A 23,409-nucleotide genomic window follows, 5' to 3' on the forward strand; every position below is an offset into this window, starting at 1 on the left:
GCCACCGAACCCCATCCCCACCCTAGCCCTCCCCTTGAAAGGGAGGGAAGGGGGAGGAGGTTGCTGGAATGGTTGGAGGCATTGGCACGCTTGCGGCATCATGTTCCCTGAAGTCGGGACAAACTCGAGTCATGCTGATACGGCAAGAGACCGAGTCATCGAACCAGATATGGCCGTAAATGACGCCGGCAATCGGCGCTGCCCCATCCCTCACTCCTCCCGAACCTTCTTCACCACCGCATACCTTTTCAACGTCCTCTCCCGCGCCTCGTCATGCGCCACGACCGGCCGCGGATAATCCACCCCCAAGCTGACCCCCGCAGCCTCCAGTTCCGCGCCGCTTGCCAGCCAAGGCGCATGCACCTTCTTCACCGGCAGCTTCCCCAGCATCGGAAGATAACGCCGGATGAACTTGCCCTCGGCATCGAACTTTTCCGATTGCGTCACCGGATTGAAGATCCGGAAGTAAGGCTGGGCATCGCAGCCCGAGGAAGACGCCCATTGCCATCCGCCGTTGTTCGCTGCAAGGTCGAAGTCGTTGAGCTTCTCGGCGAAGTAACGCTCGCCCCAGCGCCAGTCGATGCCGAGATCCTTGGTGAGAAAGCTCGCCGTGACCATGCGCAGGCGGTTGTGCATGTAGCCGGTCTGGTTGAGCTGCAGCATCGCGGCGTCCACCAGGGGGTAGCCGGTTCGGCCGTTGCACCAGGCCTGGAACAGTTCTTCCGCGACATCGCCGCTTTCCCAGCGGATGCCATCGTATTCCGGCTTGAAGGCGCGCTCGGCGACGTGCGGGGAATGGTGCAGGATCATGAAATAGAATTCCCGCCAGATCAGCTCGGACAGCCAGGTGGCAGCGCCCTTGGCGTTGCCCGGGGTACGCATCGCTTCCAGCGCCAGGCCGGCCAGCCGGCGGACCGACACCGTGCCGAAGCGCAGGTGGGTCGAGAGGTAGGACGGTCCCTTGACGGCGGGAAAGTCGCGCGCCACGTCGTAGCGGCCGATGCGCGGCAGGAAGTCGTCGACCAGGGCGTCGGCGCCGGACATGCCGGGCTTGAGCTGGAGCGATGCAAGGTTGGTCGGCCGGAAGCCGAGCGCGGCCAGGGAAGGAATGCCTTCGCCGGCGGGCGGCGGGGCAAGCTTGCGGAAGTGGCTCACCGTGTCGTAGGGCGCCGCGTGGGCGGCATGGCCGGCAAGCTCGAGCTGCTTCATCCAGGCGTTCTTGTAGGGCGTGAAGACGGAGAAGGGCTTGCCGGCCTGGGACAGCACCTCGTCGATCTCGAACAGGACCTGGTCCTTGACCAGCCGCAGCTGCCTGCCGTCCGCGCGCAGGGCGCGCTCGGCCTCCAGGTCGCGGCGGCAGGCGGCGGGCTCGTAGTCGCGGCCGGCGAACACCGCGTCCACCTGCAATTCCCGGGCGAGCTGCGCAATGGCGTCGGGGCCGCGCGCGTGCCGCACGATCAGCGCGCCGCCCGCCGCGCGCAGGGCGGCGTCGAGTTCCGTCACGCAGCCATGGATGAACTCGACGCGCCTGTCCTCCGCAGGCAACCGCTCGAGGATGTCCTTGTCGAAGATGAAGGCGCAATACACCTGCCGGCTGGAGGTCAGCGCTTCGTGCAGGGCGGCATGGTCGACATGGCGCAGGTCGCGCCGGAACCAGACGAGGGAGCGTTTAAATCGCATGGAAGGTCCGTAAGGTCAAGGGCAGAGCGGGTGCCGAACAGGGCCGGGCGGTGCCGCGTTTCCGGGTCGCGCCCGGCAAAACTGATAAAATGCACATTATGGTGAAAGCAAGCAAGTTTAGCTCGTCCAGATCGTTCAGCTCCAAGCCCGGCGCCGGCCGGGACAACCCGACTTTTTCCGCCGCTTCCCGACCCGTGCCCGATCCCGATACCAATCTTAACCTCGCAGACCATTTCCTGATCGCCATGCCGTCCATGCTCGATCCGGTGTTCGGCGGTACCGTGATCTACATCTGCGAGCACAACGCCAATGGCGCGCTCGGCATCATCGTCAACAAGGCCACCGACATGACGCTCGACGTCCTGCTCGAGCGCATCGAGCTCGGCGACGCGATGGCGTCGCGGCGCGCCGGCCTGCAAGGCAAGACGGTGCTGTTCGGCGGTCCGGTCCAGGTCGAGCGGGGCTTCGTGCTGCATGCGCCGCATGGCAACTATTCCTCCATGATGCCGGTGACCGACGACATCGCCCTGACCACCTCCAAGGACGTGCTCGAAGCCGTGGCGGCGGGCGACGGCCCGGGTCGGCTGCTGGTTACCCTGGGTTGCTCCGGCTGGAGCGCGGGACAGCTCGAGCAGGAAATCGTCAACAACGGCTGGCTGACGGTGCGGGCCGATCCCGCCATCCTGTTCGACCTGCCGGTGGAAGAGCGTTTCGTGGCGGCGATGAAGCTGCTCGGCATCGATCCCATGATGCTCGCCGGCGACGCCGGGCACGCCTGAACGCCTGGCGGACCCTGCCTTGGAGACGGTGCTCGCCTTCGATTTCGGCCTCAAGCGCATCGGCGTCGCGGTGGGGAATACCTTCCTGAAGCAGGCGCAGCCGCTGACCGTGATCCACGCCGAGACCAACGATGCCAAGTTCGCCGCCATCGGCGCGCTCGTCGACGAATGGAAGCCTTCGCTGTGCGTGGTCGGACTGCCGACCCATGCCGATGGCACCGAACACGATTTCACCACGCGCTGCCGCCGCTTCGCCAACCAGCTCAACGGCCGCTACGGCGTGAAGACGGCGCTGGTCGACGAACGCTTTTCCTCGGCGGTCATTGCCGCCAAGCGCGGCGACGTGATCGACGCCGAGGCCGCCGCCATCATTTTGCAACAATACTTTCATGAACATGTCTCTTCCTGACTTTGACGCCGAGGCGCTCTACCGCACCCTCGCCGAACGCGTGAAGGCCGGCGTCGCCGGCGCTGCGCAGGTGGCGGTGGTCGGCATCTATTCCGGCGGCGCCTGGATCGCCGAGCGGCTCGCCGCCGAACTCGGCACCGACCGGCTGGGTTTCATCGATGTCTCGTTCTACCGCGACGACTACGCCGCCAAGGGCTTGCCGGCCGGCGTCAAGCCCTCGCAGATTCCCTTCGAGGTGGAAGGCGCCACCATCATCCTGGTCGATGACGTGCTCTACACCGGCCGCACCACGCGCGCGGCCATCAACGAACTGTTCGACTACGGCCGGCCGGCGCGCATCATGCTGGCCGCGCTGGTGGACCGCGGCGGGCGCGAACTGCCGGTCGCGGCCGATTTCGTCGCCGACGCCGTCACGCTGGCGCCCGGCCAGCACCTCGTCCTGCAACGCGCCGATGACGGCCGCTTCACGCTTACCGTTGACCATGCATAATCCGCAACTGAACAACCATGGCGAGCTGCAGCACCTGCTCACCATCGAGGGACTGCCCCGCGCGGTCATCACGCACATCCTCGACACCGCCTCGTCCTTCGTTTCGATCAGCGACCGCGAGGTGAAGAAGGTGCCGCTCATGCGCGGCAAGAGCGTGTTCAACCTCTTCTTCGAGAACTCCACGCGCACCCGCACCACCTTCGAGATCGCCTCCAAGCGCCTGTCGGCCGACGTGATCAACCTCAACATCGCCGCGTCCAGCACCTCCAAGGGCGAGTCGCTGCTCGACACCATCGACAACCTCGCGGCCATGCATGCCGACATGTTCGTGGTGCGCCATGCGCAGTCGGGCGCGCCCTACCTGATCGCCAAGCACCTCATCGACACGAAGCAGCCGCACGTGCATGTGGTCAACGCCGGCGACGGCCGCCATGCGCATCCGACGCAGGGCCTGCTCGACATGTACACCATCCGCCACTACAAGAAGGACTTCAGCAACCTGCGGGTGGCGATCGTGGGCGACATCCTGCACAGCCGCGTGGCGCGCTCCGACATCCACGCCATGACCACGCTGGGCGTGCCCGAGATCCGCGCCATCGGCCCGCGCACGCTGCTGCCGGGCGGACTGGAGCAGCTCGGCGTGCGCGTCTTCACCGACATCAACGAAGGCTTGAAGGACGTCGACGTCATCATCATGCTTCGCCTGCAGAACGAGCGCATGACGGGGGCGCTGCTGCCGTCGGCGCAGGAATTCTTCAAGAGCTACGGCCTGACGCCCGAGCGACTCGCGCTCGCCAGGCCCGACGCCATCGTCATGCATCCGGGGCCGATGAACCGCGGCGTGGAGATCGACTCAGCGGTGGCCGACGGCGCCCAGGCGGTGATCCTGCCGCAGGTGACCTTCGGCATCGCGGTCCGCATGGCGGTCATGAGCATTCTGGCAGGGAACTAAGCATGCAAATCGAAATCAGGAATGGCCGCGTGATCGATCCGGCCAGCGGCGCCGACGCGCAACACACCGTGTACATCGCCGGCGGCAAGATTGCCGCGGTCGGCGGCGCCGGCAGCGCACCGGCCGGCTTCAAGGCCGACAAGACCATCGATGCCGCCGGCCTCGTCGTGGCCCCCGGCCTGGTGGACCTCAGCGCGCGCCTGCGCGAGCCGGGCTACGAATACAAGGCGACGCTGGAATCGGAAATGCAGGCGGCGATGCAGGGCGGGGTGACCAGCCTCGTCTGCCCGCCCGACACCGACCCGACGCTGGACGAGCCCGGCCTCGTGGAAATGCTCAAGCACCGCGCCCGCGGCCTGAACCAGGCGAACGTCTATCCGCTCGGCGCGCTGACCGCCGGCCTGAAGGGCGAGGCCCTGACCGAAATGGCCGAGCTGACCGAAGCCGGCTGCATCGGCTTCTCGCAGGCCGAGCATCCCATCGCCGATACCACCGTGCTCATGCGCGCCATGCAGTACGCCCAGACCTTCGGCTACACCGTCTGGCTGCGTCCGCAGGACCCGCACCTCGGCAGCGGCGGCATCGCCCACAGCGGGCCGGTGGCGTCGCGCCTCGGCCTGTCCGGCGTGCCTGTCATCGCCGAGACCATCGCCCTGCACACCATCTTCGAACTCGTGCGCTCGACGGGCGCGCGGGTACACCTGTGCCGCATGTCGAGCGCCGCCGGCCTCGACCTGGTGCGCGCCGCGAAGAAGGAAGGCCTGCCGGTGAGCTGCGACGTCGGCGTGCACCACGTGCACCTGACCGACATGGACATCGGCTTCTTCGATCCGAACGCCCGCATGACGCCGCCGCTGCGCTCCCAGCGTGATCGCGACGCCATCCGCGCCGCCCTGCTCGACGGCACCATCGACGCCATCTGTTCCGACCATACCCCGGTCGACGACGACGAAAAGCTGCTGCCCTTCGGCGAAGCCACGCCGGGCGCGACCGGCCTGGAACTGCTGCTGCCGCTGACCCTGAAGTGGGCCGCCGAGAATGGCGTGCCGCTCGCCAGCGCGCTGGCCAAGGTCAGCACCCATGCGGCGCGCGTCGCCGGACTGGGCACCGGCCGAATCGAGGCAGGCGCGCCGGCCGACCTGGTCGTGTTCGACCCGGACGCGCGCTGGAAGATCGAGGCCGCCGCCCTGGCCAGCCAGGGCAAGCACACGCCTTTCCTCGGTTATGAACTGGGCGGGCAGGTGCGCGCCACCATCGTTTCCGGATACCTTGCCTACGCGCGCGCATGAGCGTGCATGATCGCCCGCAGCAAGAACGGCCGGGCTTGCCCGTGCTGCGCTTGCTGCGCGCGGTGCTGCATCTCTTCGAAGGCCTGGCGACCTGCGCGCTTGTCTTTCCCTTCCTCGGGCATGATGCGCGGCAGGCTCGCATCAAGAGCTGGTCGCGCCGGCTGGTCGGCCTGTGCAAGGTCGACGTCACGGTGACGCATGCGCAGGGCGCGGCCATGGCGCCGCGCGCCCTGATCGTGTCGAACCATGTCTCCTGGCTCGACATCTTCGTCATCAATTCACTCGCGCCTTGCCGCTTCGTCGCCAAGTCCGACATCCGAGACTGGCCGCTGGTCGGCTGGCTGTGCGCGAAGACCGGCACCATCTTCATTTCGCGGGGCAAGCTGCGCGACGTGCGGCGGATCTACCAGGGCCTGGTCTCCAGCCTGCATGCCGGCGAGCGCGTCGCCTTTTTTCCGGAAGGCACGACCGCGGCGCAGGGAAGCCTCCTGCCTTTCCATGCCAACCTGTTCGAAGCGGCCATCGAGGCGCAGGTGCCGGTGCAGCCTTACGCGCTGCGCTACCTCGATGATCGCGGCAACCATCATCCGGCGGCCGACTTCATCGGCGAGATGACCTTTGCCCAGAGCATGCTGGCCGTCCTGCGCGCCGGGGGCATGCGCGCCGAGATCGTCATCCTTCCCACGCTGGAAACCGGCACCGCATCGCACCGGCGCGACCTGGCCGACGCCGCGCATGCCGCCATCGATGCCGCGCTCGGCGGAGGAAAGCCGGATCTTGTCTCGCGATCCGCGCCCTGAGTCCTGGCCTCAGTCCAGGTCTTCCGTCTCGTTCGCGCTGGCGGCGCTCTCGGGTTCCACGGCGCTGAGCTTGCGCATGTCGGCGACGGAGCGGTCGTTGCCGTCCCAGCGCACCGCATCCACGTAGCGCATGTCGAGCTGGATCTTTTCCGCCCCGTAGGCATGCAGGGCCGACACCGTTGCGGCGAGCGAAGGATCGTGGGCGCTGATGCTCACGATCAGCCTCAGGTCCCGCGGCACCTCGTTGACATGCGCCAGGGCGGCGAGCGGACTGTCCTCCCGCAGGGGATGCATCATGGTCCAGGTCATCGGAAAGAAGGGCATGTCCGAGCGCTGCAGCGCCAGGTCGTGCGCGCGCCGGAAGGCGTGCCCGTTGGCATCCTTGTCCGGCAGCAGGGCGACGGCGCGCGCGCTGGCACCCATCAAGGCATTCGGCCTGCCGTTGCCGATGCGGATCAGCAGGACGGGCTCGTCGCCGCTGCGCGATACCACCAGCGTGTCCGCGAACAGGATCTTCGCCCGCGGCCTGGAAAACCGCACGAAGACCAGGCCGGTCATCATGGCGGTCATCAGCAGTCCGGTGAAGGTTTCGATGGTCGTCACGACATGGCCGTAGACCGAGGCCGGCGACATGACGCCGAAGCCCACGGTGGCGAAGGTTTCCACGCTGAAAAAGAAGGCATCAACGAGCGAACCCGGGCGCGCGTGCTCCAAGCTGCCCGGCACCGCCGCGTACAGCAGGGCGAACAGGAAATTGATGGCGATGTAGATGAGCGCCAGGCAGGCCATGAAGGCGGGCCAGGACATCGACACCGCCGCATGGTAAGGATCGCCGAGGTCGAAGCGCTGAATACCGATCTTTTCCAGGCTCATCGAGCCCAGGTCGGCATCCACCTCGACCTTGGCCTTTTCCTTGGTTTGATTTTCCATGCACGCGGTCCTCGACGCTGGTTCTCCGTTGAGACAGCGCGCGGCGCGGACGGTTTAATCGGGTATCGTCGCAGGAGGGCAGGGACCTCGGCGAAGTCAGATGCTGCCCGGCTCGCAGTACTGCGGGCAGTCGACCTGGATCACGCTGCGGTCGTCCAGGCAGACCGCGGTCAGCTTGCCGCCCCAGAGGCAGCCGGTGTCGAGGCTGACGAGATCAGAGCGGTTGATGAGGCCGAGCGTCGACCAGTGGCCGAACACCACCGGCACGCCTTCCGTGCGCCGGCCGGGCACGTCGAACCAGCGCAGCAGGCCGGGCAGGTCGGGCTCGACGCCCTTGGTCCCGCCCAGCTCCATGCGGCCGTCGGCGGTGCAGAAGCGGATGCGCGTCAAGGCGTTGACGATGCAGCGCAGGCGATCGACGCCTTGCAGGCCATTGTCCCACTGGTCGGGCAGGTTGCCGTACATCTGGCCCAAGAACTCCACCCAGCGCGGCCCGCGCAGCACCTCGTGCACCTCGTCGGCCAGCCGCAAGGCCTGTTCCGCGGTCCATTGCGGCACCAGCCCGGCATGGACAACGAGGCAGCCCTGTTCCATCAGGGCCAGCGGCCGCTGGCGCAGCCATTCGAGTAGTTCGTCGCGGTCGGGCGCGGCCAGGATGTCGTCGAGCGTGTCGGAGCGGGATACCCGGTGCAGACCGCAGGAGACCGCCAGCAGGTGCAGGTCGTGGTTGCCGAGCACGATCTCGGCATTCGGCAGCGCCTTCACCTGGCGCAGGGTGGCCAGCGATTCCGGACCCCGGTTGACGATGTCGCCGACGAAGATCAGGCGCGGGTTGGGACTAACTTTGTAAATACTTTCCAGCAGTTCGGCAAGCTTGCCGTGGCAGCCCTGCAGGTCGCCAATGGCGTAGGTCGGCATAGGTGATCGGTGAGAAATGAGAAATCCGGAGTTGAATGGATGGTACAGGAGGCGGCGCGTCGCGCGCACGAGCCCTGGAACCGGAAAACGTTAAGAAAGGGTAATTGTTGTTGTGCAGCAATTTCGGCAAAGTAAAGTAAAGCCCGCAACGGGCGGTGTAACAATCAATTACCCTTGTATCCGCCCAACGCTGCTGTAATACTGCCTCAGCTGTGAATTTGCCAACCCAAATCGGCTAAAATCGACAGTTTATCGAATTTTCACCCCACCATAGGAACGTGCATGATCTTAGTGACAGGCGGAGCGGGCTTCATCGGGTCCAATTTCGTGCTGAACTGGCTGTCCCTGCATGACGAGCCGGTGGTGAACCTGGACAAGCTGACCTACGCCGGCAACCTGAACAACCTCGCCGGCGTCATGCACGACCAGCGGCACCACTTCGTGCAGGGCGACATCGGCGACGCGGCGCTCATCGCCGACCTGCTGCGGCAGCACCGTCCCCGCGCGATCCTGCACTTCGCGGCCGAGAGCCACGTCGACCGTTCCATCCACGGCCCGGCCGAGTTCATCGCCACCAACGTCAACGGCACTTTCACCCTGCTCGAGGCCGCGCGCGCCTACCACGGCAGCCTGGACGATGCCGGGCGCGCCGCCTTCCGCTTCCTGCACGTGTCCACCGACGAGGTCTATGGCTCCCTCGGCCCCAACGATCCGCCCTTCGCCGAGACCACGGCCTATGCGCCCAACAGCCCGTACTCCGCGTCCAAGGCGGCATCCGACCACCTGGTGCGCGCCTACCACCATACCTACGGCCTGCCGACGCTGACCACCAATTGCTCCAACAATTACGGGCCGTACCACTTCCCGGAGAAGCTGATCCCGCTGATGATTGCCAATGCCTTGACCGGCAAGCCGCTGCCCGTCTATGGCGACGGCAAGAACGTGCGCGACTGGCTCTACGTGGGCGATCACTGCGCCGCGATCCGCCGCGTTCTCGAAGCAGGGCGGGTGGGCGAGACCTACAACATCGGCGGCTGGAACGAGAAAACCAACCTCGAGGTGGTGCATACCCTGTGCGACATCCTCGATGCGCTCGCCCCGCGCGCGGGCAGCCACCGCGACCTCGTCACCTACGTGAAGGACCGCCCCGGCCATGACCGGCGCTATGCCATCGACGCCCGCAAGCTGGAACGGGAGCTGGGCTGGAAGCCGGCGGAAACCTTCGACAGCGGAATCCGCAAGACGGTGCAGTGGTATCTCGATCACCAGGATTGGGTGCGCGACGTGCAGTCGGGCGCATACCAGGGCTGGATGGAACAGAACTACGGCAAGCGCGGCGGCGCGGGAGAAGCGGCATGACGGGCGGAACGGCGGTAAAGCGCAAGGGCATCATCCTCGCCGGCGGTTCCGGCACGCGGCTGTATCCGGTGACGACATCCGTGTCCAAGCAGCTGCTGCCGGTCTACGACAAGCCGATGATCTACTACCCGCTGTCGGTCCTGATGCTGTCCGGCATGCGCGACATCCTGCTGATTTCCACGCCCGAGGACACGCCGCGTTTCCGCGACCTGCTCGGCGACGGCAGCCAGTGGGGCCTGAACCTGAGCTACGCGGTGCAGCCCTCGCCCGACGGCCTGGCGCAAGCCTTCATCATCGGCCGCGAATTCGTCGGCAACGACCTGTCCGCCCTGATCCTCGGCGACAACATCTACTACGGGCACGAGTTCGACGCCCAGCTTCGGCTCGCGACCTCCCGCCCCGACGGCGCCACGGTGTTCGCCTACCACGTGCTCGATCCGGAACGCTATGGCGTGGTGGAATTCGATGCGCAGCGGCGCGCCATCAGCATCGTCGAGAAGCCGGCCCAGCCCAAGTCGAACTACGCGGTGACCGGGCTCTACTTCTACGACAAGCAAGTGTGTGACATCGCCGCCGGCATCCGGCCATCGGCGCGCGGCGAGCTGGAAATCACCGACGTCAACCGCGCCTACCTCGACATGGGCAAGCTCAACGTCGAGGTCATGGGACGAGGCATGGCCTGGCTTGATACCGGCACCCACGAGTCGCTTCTCGATGCCGGCCAGTTCATCGCCACCATCGAGAAGCGGCAGGGTTTGAAGGTCGCCTGCCCGGAAGAGATCGCCTACCGCAAGAACTACATCACCGCCGAGCAGCTGGAGCGCCTCGCCCAGCCGCTGAAGAAGAACGCCTACGGCCAGTACCTGCTGCGCATCCTGAAGGACACGGTGTACTGATGAACCGCATCCCCACCGCCATTCCCGACGTGCTGATCCTCGAGCCGAGAGTGTTCGGCGACGACCGCGGCTTCTTCTACGTCAGCTATAACGAGGCGCAGCTCCTGGATCTGCCCGGGCTCGACGGCCCGGCGCGGTTCGTGCAGGACAATCATTCGCGCTCGGCGCGCCACGTGCTGCGCGGCCTGCATTACCAGATCCGGCAGCCGCAGGGGAAGCTGGTGCGCGTCATCGCCGGCGAGGTGTTCGACGTGGCCGTCGACATCCGGCGCGGGTCGCCGACCTACGGGCGCTGGGTCGGCGCCACGCTGTCGGCCGAGAACAAGCGGCAGATGTGGATCCCGTCGGGATTCGCCCATGGCTTCCTGGTGACCAGCGAGTCCGCCGAATTCCTCTACAAGACGACCGACTATTGGGCGCCCGAGCACGAGCGCTGCCTCGCCTGGAACGATCCGGCGCTGGCGATCGACTGGCCCATCCAGGGCGAGCCGGTGCTGTCGGACAAGGACAAGCTCGGCAAGCCGCTCGCCGAAGCGGAGGTCTTCGCATGAAAATCCTGCTTACCGGCGTCAACGGACAGATCGGCCATGAGCTCCTTCGCAGCCTGCAGGGCCTGGGCGACATCCACGCCATGGACAGGGCGCGCATGGACCTGGCGGACCTCGACAGCGTCCGCCGCGCCGTGCGCGAGATCAGGCCGGACCTGATCGTCAACCCGGCCGCCTATACCGCCGTCGACCAGGCCGAGCGCGAGCCGGACCTGGCGATGCGGATCAATGGCGAGGCGCCCGGCGTGATGGCGGAGGAGGCCGCCCGCATCGGCGCGGCCATGGTCCATTACTCGACCGATTACGTCTTCGACGGCACGAAGCAGGGCGCCTACGCGGAGGATGACCTGCCGGCGCCGGCGAACGTGTACGGACGCAGCAAGCTGGCGGGCGAGCAGGCGGTGGTGGCCTCAGGCATCCCGCACCTGATCCTGCGCACGAGCTGGGTCTACGGCCTGCGGGGCAGGAATTTTCTGCTCACCATTCGTCGGCTGGCGCAAGAAAAGGACGAATTGCGCATCGTGAGCGACCAGGTCGGCGCGCCGACCTGGTGCCGAACGATTTCCGACGCCACGGCACATACGGTGGCCCGTCTGAGCCAGGTGCGCGGCCTTGATCTGGATCTGTTGCGTGCCCGCTCCGGTGTCTACCATCTTGCTGCGCAAGGTCAAACCACTTGGTATGGTTTCGCGCAGACTATTGTTGCGCACAAGACAATTCTTCGGAAGCCGGTCGTTACACCGATTGGCACCGCGGATTATCCGTTGCCCGCGCGCAGGCCGGCGAACTCGTCACTGTCGTGCGCGAAGTTCACCTCGACCTTCTGCGCCTTACCGCAATGGAGCGACGCTCTGGATCTGTGCCTGGACTGACATGACCGAACACACCATGCGCCGCTTCCGCCGCGGTTTTAACACAGTCTTTCGCGTTACCTGCGCCATCGCCAGGAGCCCGGCCCGAACACACCATCGAACCATGCGAGAACAACCATGCTGATTCCCATCATTCTTTCCGGCGGCGCCGGTACCCGTCTCTGGCCGGTGTCCCGCGAAGCGCATCCCAAGCCCTTCATGCGTATCGGCGGCGGCAAGAGCCTGCTCGAGCAAACCCACGAGCGGGCGCTGGCGGTCTCCGACGGCACCACGCCGCTGATCGTCACCAACCGCGACTACTACTTCCTGTCGCGCGACGAACTGGCGAACCAGCAGGTCAAGCCGCAATACCTGCTCGAGCCGATGGGGCGCAACACCGCGCCGGCAATCGCGCTGGCCGCCATGTGGGCGATGGAGCAGAAGAATGACGCCACCATGCTGGTGCTGCCGGCCGACCACCTCATCAAGGACACGCCGTCCTTCTACACCGCCGTTCGGCACGCGGAAGCCCTCGCCAACGACAATTTCATGGTCTTGTTCGGCATCAAGCCCAAGGCGCCCGAGACCGGCTTCGGCTACATCGAGATGGGCGACGCGGTGAGCCAGCACGCCCGGGTGGTGAAGCGCTTCGTCGAGAAGCCGGACGCCGCCACCGCCGCCAAGTACCTCGCCACCGGCAACTACGTCTGGAACAGCGGCATGTTCTGCTTCAAGGCGAGCGCCATCCTGGACGCCTTCGCCACCTACCATCCCGCCCTGCTGGAAGCCGCGCAAGGCGTCTGGAAGACCATCAAGGCGGAAGGCGACAAGATCGAACTCAACGCCGGCTTCTCCTCGCTCGAGAACATTTCCATCGACTACGCCGTCATGGAAAAGGCGAAGAACATCGCCGTCATTCCCGGCGACTTCGACTGGAGCGACATCGGCGCATGGAGCGCCGTGGCCGACGCCATCCAGGCCGACGAGTCGGGCAACACCAGCAACAACTGCCAGAACATCATCATCGACAGCCGCAATACCCACATCGAAGCCAAGGACAGGCTGGTGGCGGCGGTCGGCCTCGACAACCTCCTGATCATCGACACGCCCGACGCGCTGCTGGTGGCCGACAAGTCCAGGAGCCAGGACGTGAAGCAGGTCGTCAGCCGCCTGAAGGCCAGCGGCCACGACGCCCACAAGATCCACCGCACCGTGATCCGCCCCTGGGGCAGCTACACCGTGCTGGAGGAAGGCCCCGGCTTCAAGATCAAGCGCATCGCGGTCAAGCCCGGCGCGTCGCTGTCGCTGCAGATGCACCACCACCGCAGCGAGCACTGGGTGGTCGTCTCGGGCAATGCCGAGGTCGTCAACGGCGAACAGGTCATCGCCCTGGAAGCCAACCAGTCGACCTACATCCCCGCCGGCCACAAGCACCGCCTGACCAACACCGGCGCCACCGAGCTGGCGCTGATCGAGGTGCAGTGCGGCGCCTATCTCGGCGAGGACGACATCGTCCGCTTCGACGACATCTACGGCAGGGTCGGGTAAATGGCGGTTGGCATCGTTCGTTCGATCTGGACTTACCGCGGTTTCATCTCCGGCAGCGTGAAGCGCGATTTCCAGACGCGCTACCGGAATTCTCTCCTCGGCGCGGCCTGGACCATCCTCAATCCCCTGGCCATGATCGTGGTCTACACGGTCATCTTCGCGGAAGTGATGAAAGCCAGGCTTCCGGGAGTGGACGGCCGCTTCGCCTACAGCATCTTCCTCTGCGCCGGCACGCTGACCTGGGGCCTGTTCGCCGAGATCGTCGGCCGCGCGCAGAACGTGTTCATCGAGCAGGCGAACCTGATCAAGAAGATCAACTTCCCGCGCATCTGCCTGCCGGTCATCGTGGTGGTCAACGCCGGCATCAACTTCGGCATCATCTTCGGCCTGTTCGTACTCTTCCTGCTGTTTTCCGGAAGCTTCCCGGGAATCGGCTTCCTCGGCATCTTCCCGGTGCTGGCGATCCAGGTCCTGTTCGCCATCGGGCTGGGCATGTCGGTCGGCGTGCTGAACGTGTTCTTCCGCGACGTCGGGCAACTGTTTGCCGTGCTGCTGCAATTCTGGTTCTGGTTCACGCCCGTGGTCTACCCGCGCACGATCCTGCCCCAGTGGGTACAGAAATACATCGACATGAACCCCATGACGCCGCTCATCGGCGCCTACCAGGAGGTGCTGGTGCATGGCCGCTGGCCCGACTGGAACAGCCTGCTGCTGCCCGCCGGCCTGGCCCTGGCCCTCTGTTTCCTGGGACTGCGCCTGTTCCGCAAACGGGTAGGGGAAATGGTTGACGAGTTGTAAAATCCGGGGAGTTCGGGAATAATCGCGCGTCGAATCCGCTGCGATACCCCAAGGCAAGAACAGTCGGACAGCCGGGCGACGGATACGGCTGGCAGACGAAGCAACGAACGACCGTCCAGCGTCACCATGCCGCTTGCCCTGAAGCATGGGAAATCATGTCCTGCCCATGATGCAAACGCACCGCGTCCCGCATCAGGATTGATTTCAATTATCACCCACTCCGCCAAGTTCGCTAAGTTGTCGGGATGCCTGGCACAGGCAGGCGCCGGCACTCTCCGTCTTGCTTTTCCGGGCGCGGAGTGCGGGCAACGTGATGATGAACGCAGGTTTTTTTAATAACGACGTCTATATGAACAAAGCACCCATCGCAGTGATCACCGGCATCACCGGCCAGGACGGCGCCTATCTCGCCCAGCTTCTGCTGGAAAAGGGATACCAGGTCCATGGCACCTACCGCCGGACCAGTTCCGTCAACTTCTGGCGCATCGAGGAACTCGGCATCGACAAGCATCCCAACCTGTCGCTGGTCGAGTACGACCTCACCGACCTGTCCGCCAGCATCCGCCTGCTGCAGTCGACCGGCGCGCAGGAAGTCTACAACCTCGCGGCCCAGAGCTTCGTCGGCGTCTCCTTCGAGCAGCCGGTGACCACCGCCGAAATCACCGGCATCGGCCCGCTCAACCTGCTGGAAGCCATCCGCATCGTCAATCCGAAGATCCGCTTCTACCAGGCGTCCACCTCGGAAATGTTCGGCAAGGTCCAGGCCATTCCCCAGACCGAAGACACGCCGTTCTATCCGCGCAGCCCCTATGGCGTCGCCAAGCTCTACGCCCACTGGATCACGGTGAACTACCGCGAGTCGTATGGCATCTTCGCCAGCAGCGGCATCCTGTTCAACCACGAGTCGCCTCTGCGCGGCCGCGAGTTCGTCACCCGCAAGATCACCGACTCCGTCGCCAAGATCAAGCTCGGCAAGCTCGACGTGCTCGAACTCGGCAACCTCGACGCCAAGCGCGACTGGGGTTTCGCCAAGGAATACGTCGAGGGCATGTGGCGCATGCTGCAGGCCGACGAGCCGGATACCTTCGTGCTCGCCACCAACCGCACCGAGACCGTGCGCGACTTCGTCACCATGGCCTTCAAGGCGGCCGGCATGCGCCTCGAATGGCGCGGCAGCGGCGAACAGGAAGAGGGCGTCGATGCCCAGAGCGGCAAGACCGTGGTGCGCATCAACCCGAAGTTCTACCGCCCTGCCGAAGTCGACCTGCTCATCGGCAGCCCCGACAAGGCCACCGAAAAGCTCGGCTGGAAACCCCAGACCACCCTTGAAGAACTCTGCCAGATGATGGTTGAGGCTGACCTGAGAAGAAACGAGCGTGGCTTCTCCTTCTGACAATGCAGCCGCCGGACGCGGACGCGTCCTGCTGACGGGAGCCAACGGCTTCACCGGCAAGTACGTCCGCGCCGAGCTGATCGATTCCGGATACGACGTCGTCGACGCCATCGTCGGCGCGCCGCGCAACGACCACGAAGTCACGCTGGACATCACCTCACCGGACAATTGCCGGCGGGTCATGGAAACCGTGCGTCCCGACTACCTCGTTCACCTCGCCGCCATCAGCTTCGTCGCCCATGCGGACGCGGAAGCCCTCTACCGCGTCAACGTCATCGGCACGCTCAACCTGCTGGAAGCGATGGCCGACGCCGGCCTGTCGCCCCGGCGCATCCTGGTCGCCAGCAGCGCCAACGTCTATGGCAATGCGACCTCCGGCGTGATCCGGGAGTCGCAGCCGCCGCAGCCGGTCAACCACTACGCCACCAGCAAGCTGGCGATGGAACACATGGTCCGCATCTGGAGCGACCGCATGCCCATCGTCATCACCCGGCCGTTCAACTACACCGGCGTCGGGCAGGAACCGCATTTCCTGGTGCCGAAGATCGTGTCGCATTTCGTTCGCCGCGCGCCGGTCATCGAGCTGGGCAACCTCGACGTCGAGCGCGATTTCTCGGACGTGCGCATGGTCGCTGCCGCCTACCACGGCCTGCTGGAGCAGGATGCCGCCGCCGGCCAGATCGTCAACGTCTGCAGCGGCCATCCCTATTCCCTCAAGAACATCATTGAAATGATGCAGGCCATCGCCGGCTATGAAATCGAGGTGCGCGTCAATCCCGCCTTCGTGCGCCAGAGCGAGGTCAAGACCCTGGTGGGCTCGCCGGACAAGCTGCAATCGCTGGTTGGCAATCTCAAGCGCTTCCCGCTCGACGACACCCTGCGCTGGATGTACGAAGACGCGATGCACCGCAGCGAGGGAGTTCGCTGATGCTGCCGCACGCCCGGTCGAGCCTGGAATCGCTCGGCGGCACCGCCGCCCCCGAGCGCGCCGACCAGGCAAGCGTTTCCGTGGGAGACGACTTGGCGGAAAAGCTCGCCAGCTTGCGGCTGGGCATCAATGCCGTGCCCATCCTCACTCCCATGGCCGGCGTAGGGCAATACACCTGGCACCTGGTCGACCAGCTGCGGCAGCTCCTGCCCCAGCAACCCTGGCTGTTCTATGGCTCCGCCTGGGACAAGGCGGTGCGCGCGCCCGCGCCGGCCGGCGTGCGCGGCATCAACAGCGCGATCAAGCGCATCCTGCCGCGTCCCGACGCGCTCATCCGCGCCATGCGCCAGAACCGGTTTTCCAAGGGTGCGGCGGAACACCGCCTCAACTTCTATCACGAGCCGGCCTTCATGGCCTTCCGCTTCGCCGGCCCCACCGTGGTCACGGTGCATGACATTTCCTGGGTCCGCTATCCCCAGACCCATCCCGCCGCCCGCGTCCGCGAAATGAACCGCATCATGCCCGGCGTGGTGCGCGACGCGGCGCACATCGTGGTCGATTCCGAGTTCGTCCGGCGCGAGGTGATGGAGCACTACGGCGTGCCCGAGGACCGCATCAGCACCGTGCTGCTCGGCGTCGCCCCGGAATTCCGCCCCATCGGCATGGACGCCGCGCGCCCGGTGCTGTCGGGCTTTAACCTTCGCCACGGCGAATACCTGCTGGCGGTGGGCACCCTCGAGCCGCGCAAGAACCTCGCCAGCGTGCTGGCGGCGTATTCCCGCCTGCCCGGCGCGCTGCGCGCGCGCTTTCCGCTGGTCGTGACCGGCATGAACGGCTGGGGCATGGAATCGCTGTCCGCCAGCCTGCGCCAGATGGTGGACCGCGGCGAGGTCAGGCTGACCGGCTACGTGCCGCAGGCCAACCTGCCCGCGCTCTACAGCGGCGCGCGCGCCTTCGTCTATCCCTCGCTCTATGAAGGGTTCGGCCTGCCGCCGCTGGAAGCCATGGCCTGCGGCACGCCGGTCATCGCGTCCAACCGCGCCTCGCTCCCGGAAGTGGTGGGCGATGCCGGCATCCTCGTCGAGCCGCTGGACGACGTGGCGATCGCCGGCCACCTCCAAAGCCTCATCGAGGACCACGCCGCCCACGACCGCTGCCGCACCCTCGGCCAGCAGCGCGCCCGCATGTTCACCTGGCGGCAATTCGCGCTCGACACCCTGGGGGTGTACCGCCGCGTGCTGTTCGGCTAGTTCGCCGCGCCACAGGAAGGCCAAGCACCCATGCGGATCAGTTGCTCCGTCGTCAGTTATCACAATCCGCCCGACCAGCTCGGGCTGGCCCTGCGCAGCGTGGCGGCCAGCCATGCCGCCGTCGATCTCTGGCTGGTGGACAATTCCCGCGATACCGCGCTTGAGTCCGTGGCGCGCGAGGCCGGTGCCCGCTATCTTCACCTGCCCGCCAATCCCGGCTTCGGCGCCGCGCACAACCTTGCCATCCGGCAGGCGCTGGAGAGCGGTTCCGACTACCACCTCGTGATGAACCCGGACGTCTGGTTCGGCCCGGAGGTCATCCCGGCGATGACCGCCTACCTCGACGCGCATCCCGACATCGGCCTCCTGATGCCGGACATCCGCTATCCCGACGGCAGCCGGCAGCACCTCTGCAAGCTGCTGCCCAATCCCGCCGACCTGATCGTGCGCCGCTTCCTGCCCGGGCTGTACCGGCTGTCGGGCCGCCTGGCGCGCTACGAGCTGCACGACAGCGGCTACGACCGTGTCATGGACGTGCCGGCGCTCTCCGGCTGCTTCATGCTGCTGCGGGCGTCGGTACTGCGCCGGATCGGCGGCTTTGACGAACGCTTTTTCCTCTACATGGAAGACGTCGACCTGTCGCGGCGGGTCGGCGAGGTCGCGCGCACGGTGTATTACCCGCTCGTTTCCATCACGCATGGCTACCAGAAGGGGTCATACAAGAACGCCACGCTGCTGTCGCATCACATCCGGTCGGCATTGCGCTATTTCGGCAAGTGGGGCTGGCTGGCCGATGCCCGTCGTCGGCGCGTCAACCGCCTCGCGCTGGCCGCGCTGGAGCGTCCGCGCGATGCCGTGCCCGCCATGGATCGTCCCGAAAAATGAGGCGCATCCTTCTCGACCTCACCCAGCTGCCGCTCGAGCGCACCGGCGTGGGCATCTATGCCGTCAACTACGTGCATTGCCTTCAGTCGCTGGCCGAGCACGGCGAGATGCATTTCCTGGTGCTCGACGACGACAAGGAACTGCTCGCCAGCGCGCGCGCCGTGCCGGGCGCCAGCGTCATCGCCCTGAATGCCCGCCTGTTCCGGCGTTTCGCTTTCCGGGTGCTGCTGGAACAGGTGCTCATTCCGATGATCGCCATCTCCCGGCGCATGGATGCGGTGCATTCCCTGCACTACAGCTTTCCGCTGCTATCCTTCGGCCGCTTCCGGCGCATCGTCACGGTCTGCGACATGTCCTTCTTCCTGTTCCCGGAACTGCACGTGCCGGTGAAGCGGGTGTTCTTCCAGTTCTTCATCCGGCGCCTCGCCAGGGCCGACGGCCTGCTGTTCATTTCCGAATCCACCCAGCGCGACTTCGAGGCCCGCTTTCCCCGGCCCGGTCCCCGCAAGGCGGTGATCCATCTCGGCGCCGATCTCCGCCGCCTCGCGCAGGCGCCCGATCCGGCGGTGCTTGATGCCCTGCGCCGCAAGTTCGATCTCGACGACTACGTGCTCTACGTCGGCACCGTCGAGCCGCGTAAGAACCTGATCGGCCTGATCCAGGCCTTCGAACAGGTCGCCGAACGCCATCCCGGACTCAAGCTGGTCATCGCCGGCAAGCTCGGCTGGGACTATGACGACGTGCTCGACGCGGCGAAGCGCTCGCCGGTCCGCGACCGCATCGTCATGACGGGCTACCTGAGCGAAACCGAGAAGCATGCGCTGATCAAGGCGGCCAGGCTGTTCGTGTACGTCTCGTTCTACGAAGGCTTCGGCCTGCCGGTGCTGGAAGGCATGGCCGCTGGCGTCGCCACCATCACGAGCAACCTGTCCTCCATGCCGGAGGTGGCCGGGGACGCGGCGCCCACCGTCGATCCGCGCGAACCGGCGCAGATCGCGGCCGCCATGGAGCGCCTGCTGTCGGACGACGGCGAGCGCCAGGACGTGGCCAGCCGCGGGCTGGCGCAAAGCCGCCGCTTCACCTGGGAAAACCTGACGCACCGTTCGCTGGGCTTTTACCGCCAGGTGATCGCCGCGCGGCGCTGATCCGGCCATGCATACGGCGCGCTTCTTCCTGTTCAACCTGCTGGGACACGGCCTGCCGCTGCTGGTGGCGCTGGTCTCGGTGCCGGTGGTCGCGCACCATGCCGGCGTCGAGCGCCTCGGCGCGCTGGGCGTGGTGTGGGCGCTGGTGGGCTTTGCGAGTTTCCTCGACTTCGGCCTGGGCCGGGTCGTGACCCGGCGCGTCGCCAGCACTCCGGACCGAGCCGGCCGCGACGCCGAGCTTGCGCTGTTGCGCGGCTTCTTCCGCCGCCAGGCCATCCCCGCCCTGGCGGTGCTGGGCCTGCTCCTGCTGGCGGGCGGGCACGCCGTCTCCGGCCTGTTTCCGATGGACGCCTTGGGGCGCGAGCTGCAGGACGGCTGGCCCTGGATCGCGGCGGGCGTGCCCGTCACCCTGGCCACCAACTGGCTGCGCGGCATCCTCGAAGGCCTGCACCGCTTCGCGCGCGTAAACGTGCTGCGCGCGGCCTTCGGCGGGCTGAACTATGCCGCGCCCGCACTGGCGTCGCTGGCATGGCCGCGCCTGGACGCCATGATCGCCGGCATCGTCGCCGGCCGGGTCGCCGGCCTGCTGGCCCATGCCTGGGTCTGCTGGCGCGCGGAGCCGGGGATCCTCGCCGGTCCCCCGGCATCCGGCGCCATCGGCGTGCGTTCCTTCTTCCAGGAAGGCGGCTGGATCACCGTTTCCAACGTGGTCGGCCCGCTGATGGTGTATTCCGACCGATTCGTGCTGGGCATGATGCTGCCTCCGCGCGCCGTCGCCTGGTACGTCACCGGGCAGGAAATCATGCTGCGCACCCTGGTCATCCCCGGCGCGCTGTCGGGCGTGCTCTTTCCCCAGTTCGCCGGCGACGCCGAGAGGAAGAGACCGGGCGGCCAGCCCTTGCGCGCGGTCTACCAGCGCGGCCTGCGGGTTGCCGCGGCCCTGATGCTGCCGCTCTGCGTCCTGGCCGCGATCGGCTCCTACGACGGCCTGCGCTGGTGGCTGGGCGACGAGTTCGCCCTGCATGCCTACCAGGTGGTCGACATCGTGGCCATCGGCATCTATGCCAACGCGCTCTCCCATCTGCCGCTCGCCTGGCTGCAGGCGACCGGGCATGCTTCCCGCGCCGCCAAGGCCCAGCTCCTCGAGTTGCCGGCCTATGCGCTGGGGCTGGCGTTCGCGGTACGCCACTGGGGCATCGAGGGCGTGGCGGCGGTCTGGGCCTGGCGGGTCGGCGTCGATTGCCTCGTCCTGCTGCTGCTGGCCGGCGCGGACGCGGTGCGAACGAGCTTCCTGCCGCTGCTGGCCGGGCTCGCGCTGGTGGCGCTGGCCGGCCTCGCGAGCGGACCCCAACACCAGCCGGCCTGGCGCCTGGGCGCGGCGCTGCTCATGACCGGCCTGGCGCTGGGCTGGGCCTGGGCAGGCCTGCTGAACGGCGCCGACCGGCAGAAATTCCAGCGCCTCGTGAGCACCGTCCGGCTGCGCCCGCGGCCCTGAACGCGCGTCCGGCGGCACGTCCGGGGCGGTTAAAAGTTATGTAAAAATTCACGGGCCTGGCAATAAACCGATGCGCATCCCTTACACTGTCGACTTCATTCCGGACTTGATCCATTCTTCGCGAAACCGGGTCCCCACCGCTCATCTATGTCGTCCTTCCTGATCAGCTTCATCGCCTCCGCCCTGCTCACGCTGTTCATCATCAAGCGGGCACACCGGCATGAGGCCGCGCTCGACACCGACCTGACCGGCGTGCAGAAAGTGCACCATGAGGCGGTGCCGCGGATCGGCGGCGTCGGCATCTACCTGGCGGTGTTCCTGACCTGCATGGTGGCGATGGTGCGCACGCCCATCCTCGGGCGCGCCATCCTCATCCTGCTGCTCTGTTCCTTCGTCGCCTTCGGCGGCGGCATCGTGGAAGACTTCACCAAGCGGGTCAGTCCGGCGCGCCGCCTGGCGCTGACCATGTGCGCCGCCGTGCTCGGCTATTTCCTGCTCGATGCCCGCATCGAACGCATCGACTGGCTCTCCTCGAGCTGGCTGCTGTCCACTGCCTGGCTTGCCTTGCCGCTCACGGTGCTGGCGGTGGCCGGCATCGCCAATGCCATCAACATCATCGACGGCTTCAACGGGCTGGCGACCGTGGTCACGATTTCCATGCTGCTGTCGCTGGGCTACGTGGCATGGCAGGTGGACGATACCTTCGTGCTGGTGGCCGCCGTCATCGTCGCCGGCGCGGCGGCCGGCTTCCTGATCTGGAACTATCCGGCTGGCATGATCTTCCTCGGGGATGGCGGCGCCTATTTCCTTGGCTTCATGCTGGGCGAGCTGTCCATCATGCTGGTCATGCGCAATCCGGAAGTGTCGACCTGGTATGCCGCGCTGCTGCTGATCTACCCGGTGTTCGAGACCCTGTTTTCCGCTTACCGCCGCCTGTTCGTGCGTGGCAAGTCGCCCAGCATGCCCGACGGCATCCATCTCCACAGCCTGATCTTCCGACGGATCGTGGTATGGGCGGTCGGCCGGCGCGACGCCCGGGCCTTGCTCATGCGCAATGCACTGACCTCTCCCTACCTCTGGATGTTTTCGCTGATGGCGGTCGTGCCGGCCACGCTGTTCTGGCAGCACAGCGGCATCCTCATGGCATTCTGCGTGCTTTTCGTCGCCAGTTACCTGTGGTTGTACCTGCGCATCGTGCGCTTCAGGGCGCCGCGCTGGATGATTTTCGGAAAGAAGAAATAGGCAGGCCACCGCGCTTTGCGCTTTTGCGGAATACGGCTTAAGCTTCCGGGTTTTTCCTCGTCAGAATAACAACATGTCCACACTCTCCCAAAGCATCTTCAAGGCCTACGACATCCGCGGCATCATCGGCAAGACGCTCGACGCCTCGGTGGCGCGGCGCATCGGCCAAGCCTTCGGCGCCGCCGCCCTGGCCAAGGGCGAGCGCACCGTCGTCATCGGCCGCGACGGCCGCCTCTCCGGACCCGAGCTCGCCGCCGCCCTGGCCGCCGGCCTGCAGAGCACCGGCCTGGACGTCATCGACCTCGGCCTGGTGGCCACCCCCATGCTCTACTTCGCCACCGCCACCCTCGGCGCGCCCTCCGGCATCATGGTCACCGGCAGCCACAACCCGCCCGACTACAACGGCTTCAAGATGGTGCTGGCCGGCGAAGCCATCCACGGCGACACCATCCAGGCGCTCTACCACGCCATCGTCAAGGACCACTTCCCCCAAGGCCAGGGCAACTACCGCACCCACGACATCACCGCCGCCTACATCGAGCGCATCGCCGGCGACGTCAAGCTCGCCCGCCCGATGAAGATCGCCGTCGACTGCGGCAACGGCGTGGCCGGCGCCTTCGCCCCGGCGCTGTACCGCGCCATGGGCTGCGAGGTCACCGAACTGTTCTGCGAGGTCGACGGCACCTTCCCCAACCATCATCCCGACCCGGCCCACCCGGAAAACCTGCAGGACCTCATCGCCTGCCTGCGCGACACCGACGCCGAGCTCGGCCTGGCCTTCGACGGCGACGGCGACCGGCTGGGGGTGGTGACCAAGGACGGGC

The 23,409-nt window shown here is 66.3% G+C and carries 23 protein-coding genes; 20 read left to right on the top strand and 3 right to left on the bottom strand.

Annotated elements, in window-relative coordinates; translation table 11 throughout:
• Nucleotides 1-210 precede the first annotated feature (210 nt).
• A complete protein-coding gene (locus G3574_RS25605) occupies nt 211-1,680 on the bottom strand; it encodes a cryptochrome/photolyase family protein (RefSeq protein WP_163968388.1) in 1,470 nt (489 codons plus the stop codon).
• A 98-nt stretch (nt 1,681-1,778) separates the two neighbouring features.
• Between G3574_RS25605 and G3574_RS25610 the strand changes: the two genes are divergently transcribed.
• The 6 genes from G3574_RS25610 to G3574_RS25635 are packed head-to-tail and all read left to right on the top strand — an operon-like array spanning nt 1,779 to nt 6,399.
• Complete coding sequence (locus G3574_RS25610) at nt 1,779-2,459, top strand: YqgE/AlgH family protein (protein ID WP_163968389.1); 681 nt, start codon at nt 1,779-1,781, stop codon at nt 2,457-2,459.
• Between the two features lie 19 nt (nt 2,460-2,478).
• Entirely contained in the window at nt 2,479-2,868 is a 390-nt protein-coding gene (gene ruvX, locus G3574_RS25615) for a Holliday junction resolvase RuvX (protein ID WP_163968390.1), read from the top strand.
• Nucleotides 2,855-3,358 (top strand): bifunctional pyr operon transcriptional regulator/uracil phosphoribosyltransferase PyrR, encoded by a 504-nt coding sequence (pyrR, locus tag G3574_RS25620; protein WP_163968424.1) that lies wholly within the window; start codon nt 2,855-2,857, stop codon nt 3,356-3,358. Before ruvX ends, pyrR begins: the two co-directional genes overlap by 14 nt.
• On the top strand, nt 3,351-4,310 hold the full coding sequence (locus G3574_RS25625; protein WP_163968391.1) for an aspartate carbamoyltransferase catalytic subunit: 960 nt from the start codon (nt 3,351-3,353) through the stop codon (nt 4,308-4,310). The genes pyrR and G3574_RS25625 overlap by 8 nt, the downstream gene beginning before the upstream one ends.
• 2 nt (nt 4,311-4,312) lie before the next feature.
• On the top strand, nt 4,313-5,599 hold the full coding sequence (locus G3574_RS25630; RefSeq protein WP_163968392.1) for a dihydroorotase: 1,287 nt from the start codon (nt 4,313-4,315) through the stop codon (nt 5,597-5,599).
• A 35-nt stretch (nt 5,600-5,634) separates the two neighbouring features.
• Entirely contained in the window at nt 5,635-6,399 is a 765-nt protein-coding gene (locus G3574_RS25635; RefSeq protein WP_163968425.1) for a lysophospholipid acyltransferase family protein, read from the top strand.
• Nucleotides 6,400-6,408: 9 nt separating this feature from the next.
• Here the strand turns inward: G3574_RS25635 and G3574_RS25640 are convergent, their stop codons facing one another.
• Complete coding sequence (locus G3574_RS25640) at nt 6,409-7,329, bottom strand: ion channel (RefSeq protein ID WP_163968393.1); 921 nt, start codon at nt 7,327-7,329, stop codon at nt 6,409-6,411.
• Nucleotides 7,330-7,425: 96 nt separating this feature from the next.
• A complete protein-coding gene (locus tag G3574_RS25645; protein WP_163968394.1) occupies nt 7,426-8,247 on the bottom strand; it encodes a symmetrical bis(5'-nucleosyl)-tetraphosphatase in 822 nt (273 codons plus the stop codon).
• Nucleotides 8,248-8,529: 282 nt separating this feature from the next.
• On the opposite strand from G3574_RS25645, the gene rfbB reads away from it, so the two are divergent.
• The 14 genes from rfbB to G3574_RS25715 all read left to right on the top strand — a co-directional run.
• Nucleotides 8,530-9,606, top strand: a complete 1,077-nt coding sequence (gene rfbB / locus G3574_RS25650) for a dTDP-glucose 4,6-dehydratase (RefSeq protein ID WP_163968395.1) — start codon at nt 8,530-8,532, stop codon at nt 9,604-9,606.
• Complete coding sequence (rfbA, locus tag G3574_RS25655; protein WP_163968396.1) at nt 9,603-10,502, top strand: glucose-1-phosphate thymidylyltransferase RfbA; 900 nt, start codon at nt 9,603-9,605, stop codon at nt 10,500-10,502. The genes rfbB and rfbA overlap by 4 nt, the downstream gene beginning before the upstream one ends.
• Nucleotides 10,502-11,053, top strand: a complete 552-nt coding sequence (gene rfbC, locus G3574_RS25660) for a dTDP-4-dehydrorhamnose 3,5-epimerase (RefSeq protein ID WP_163968397.1) — start codon at nt 10,502-10,504, stop codon at nt 11,051-11,053. The genes rfbA and rfbC overlap by 1 nt, the downstream gene beginning before the upstream one ends.
• Complete coding sequence (gene rfbD, locus G3574_RS25665; RefSeq protein WP_163968398.1) at nt 11,050-11,922, top strand: dTDP-4-dehydrorhamnose reductase; 873 nt, start codon at nt 11,050-11,052, stop codon at nt 11,920-11,922. Before rfbC ends, rfbD begins: the two co-directional genes overlap by 4 nt.
• A gap of 117 nt (nt 11,923-12,039) precedes the next feature.
• Complete coding sequence (locus tag G3574_RS25670) at nt 12,040-13,449, top strand: mannose-1-phosphate guanylyltransferase/mannose-6-phosphate isomerase (protein ID WP_163968399.1); 1,410 nt, start codon at nt 12,040-12,042, stop codon at nt 13,447-13,449.
• A complete protein-coding gene (locus tag G3574_RS25675; protein ID WP_163968400.1) occupies nt 13,450-14,247 on the top strand; it encodes an ABC transporter permease in 798 nt (265 codons plus the stop codon).
• A gap of 349 nt (nt 14,248-14,596) precedes the next feature.
• Complete coding sequence (gene gmd / locus G3574_RS25680; protein ID WP_163968401.1) at nt 14,597-15,640, top strand: GDP-mannose 4,6-dehydratase; 1,044 nt, start codon at nt 14,597-14,599, stop codon at nt 15,638-15,640.
• The gene (locus G3574_RS25685; protein WP_163968402.1) at nt 15,624-16,568 is read left to right on the top strand and encodes a GDP-mannose 4,6-dehydratase; all 945 of its coding nucleotides are present in this window, start codon (nt 15,624-15,626) and stop codon (nt 16,566-16,568) included. Before gmd ends, G3574_RS25685 begins: the two co-directional genes overlap by 17 nt.
• The gene (locus G3574_RS25690; RefSeq protein WP_163968403.1) at nt 16,568-17,818 is read left to right on the top strand and encodes a glycosyltransferase family 4 protein; all 1,251 of its coding nucleotides are present in this window, start codon (nt 16,568-16,570) and stop codon (nt 17,816-17,818) included. Before G3574_RS25685 ends, G3574_RS25690 begins: the two co-directional genes overlap by 1 nt.
• A 30-nt stretch (nt 17,819-17,848) precedes the next feature.
• A complete protein-coding gene (locus tag G3574_RS25695; protein ID WP_163968404.1) occupies nt 17,849-18,703 on the top strand; it encodes a glycosyltransferase family 2 protein in 855 nt (284 codons plus the stop codon).
• The gene (locus G3574_RS25700) at nt 18,700-19,848 is read left to right on the top strand and encodes a glycosyltransferase family 4 protein (protein WP_163968405.1); all 1,149 of its coding nucleotides are present in this window, start codon (nt 18,700-18,702) and stop codon (nt 19,846-19,848) included. The genes G3574_RS25695 and G3574_RS25700 overlap by 4 nt, the downstream gene beginning before the upstream one ends.
• Before the next feature lie 7 nt (nt 19,849-19,855).
• Nucleotides 19,856-21,343 carry an oligosaccharide flippase family protein gene (locus G3574_RS25705; protein WP_163968406.1) on the top strand — a complete coding sequence of 496 codons (1,488 nt, stop codon included), beginning with the start codon at nt 19,856-19,858 and terminating at the stop codon, nt 21,341-21,343.
• A gap of 147 nt (nt 21,344-21,490) precedes the next feature.
• Nucleotides 21,491-22,585, top strand: coding sequence for an MraY family glycosyltransferase (locus tag G3574_RS25710; RefSeq protein WP_163968407.1), 1,095 nt, complete (start codon nt 21,491-21,493; stop codon nt 22,583-22,585).
• A gap of 73 nt (nt 22,586-22,658) precedes the next feature.
• On the top strand, nt 22,659-23,409 hold a 751-nt coding region (locus G3574_RS25715), incomplete at its 3' end, for a phosphomannomutase/phosphoglucomutase (RefSeq protein ID WP_163968408.1).

Origin of the sequence: Noviherbaspirillum galbum (assembly GCF_010974945.1) — a bacterium.
GTDB lineage: Bacteria > Pseudomonadota > Gammaproteobacteria > Burkholderiales > Burkholderiaceae_D > Noviherbaspirillum > Noviherbaspirillum galbum.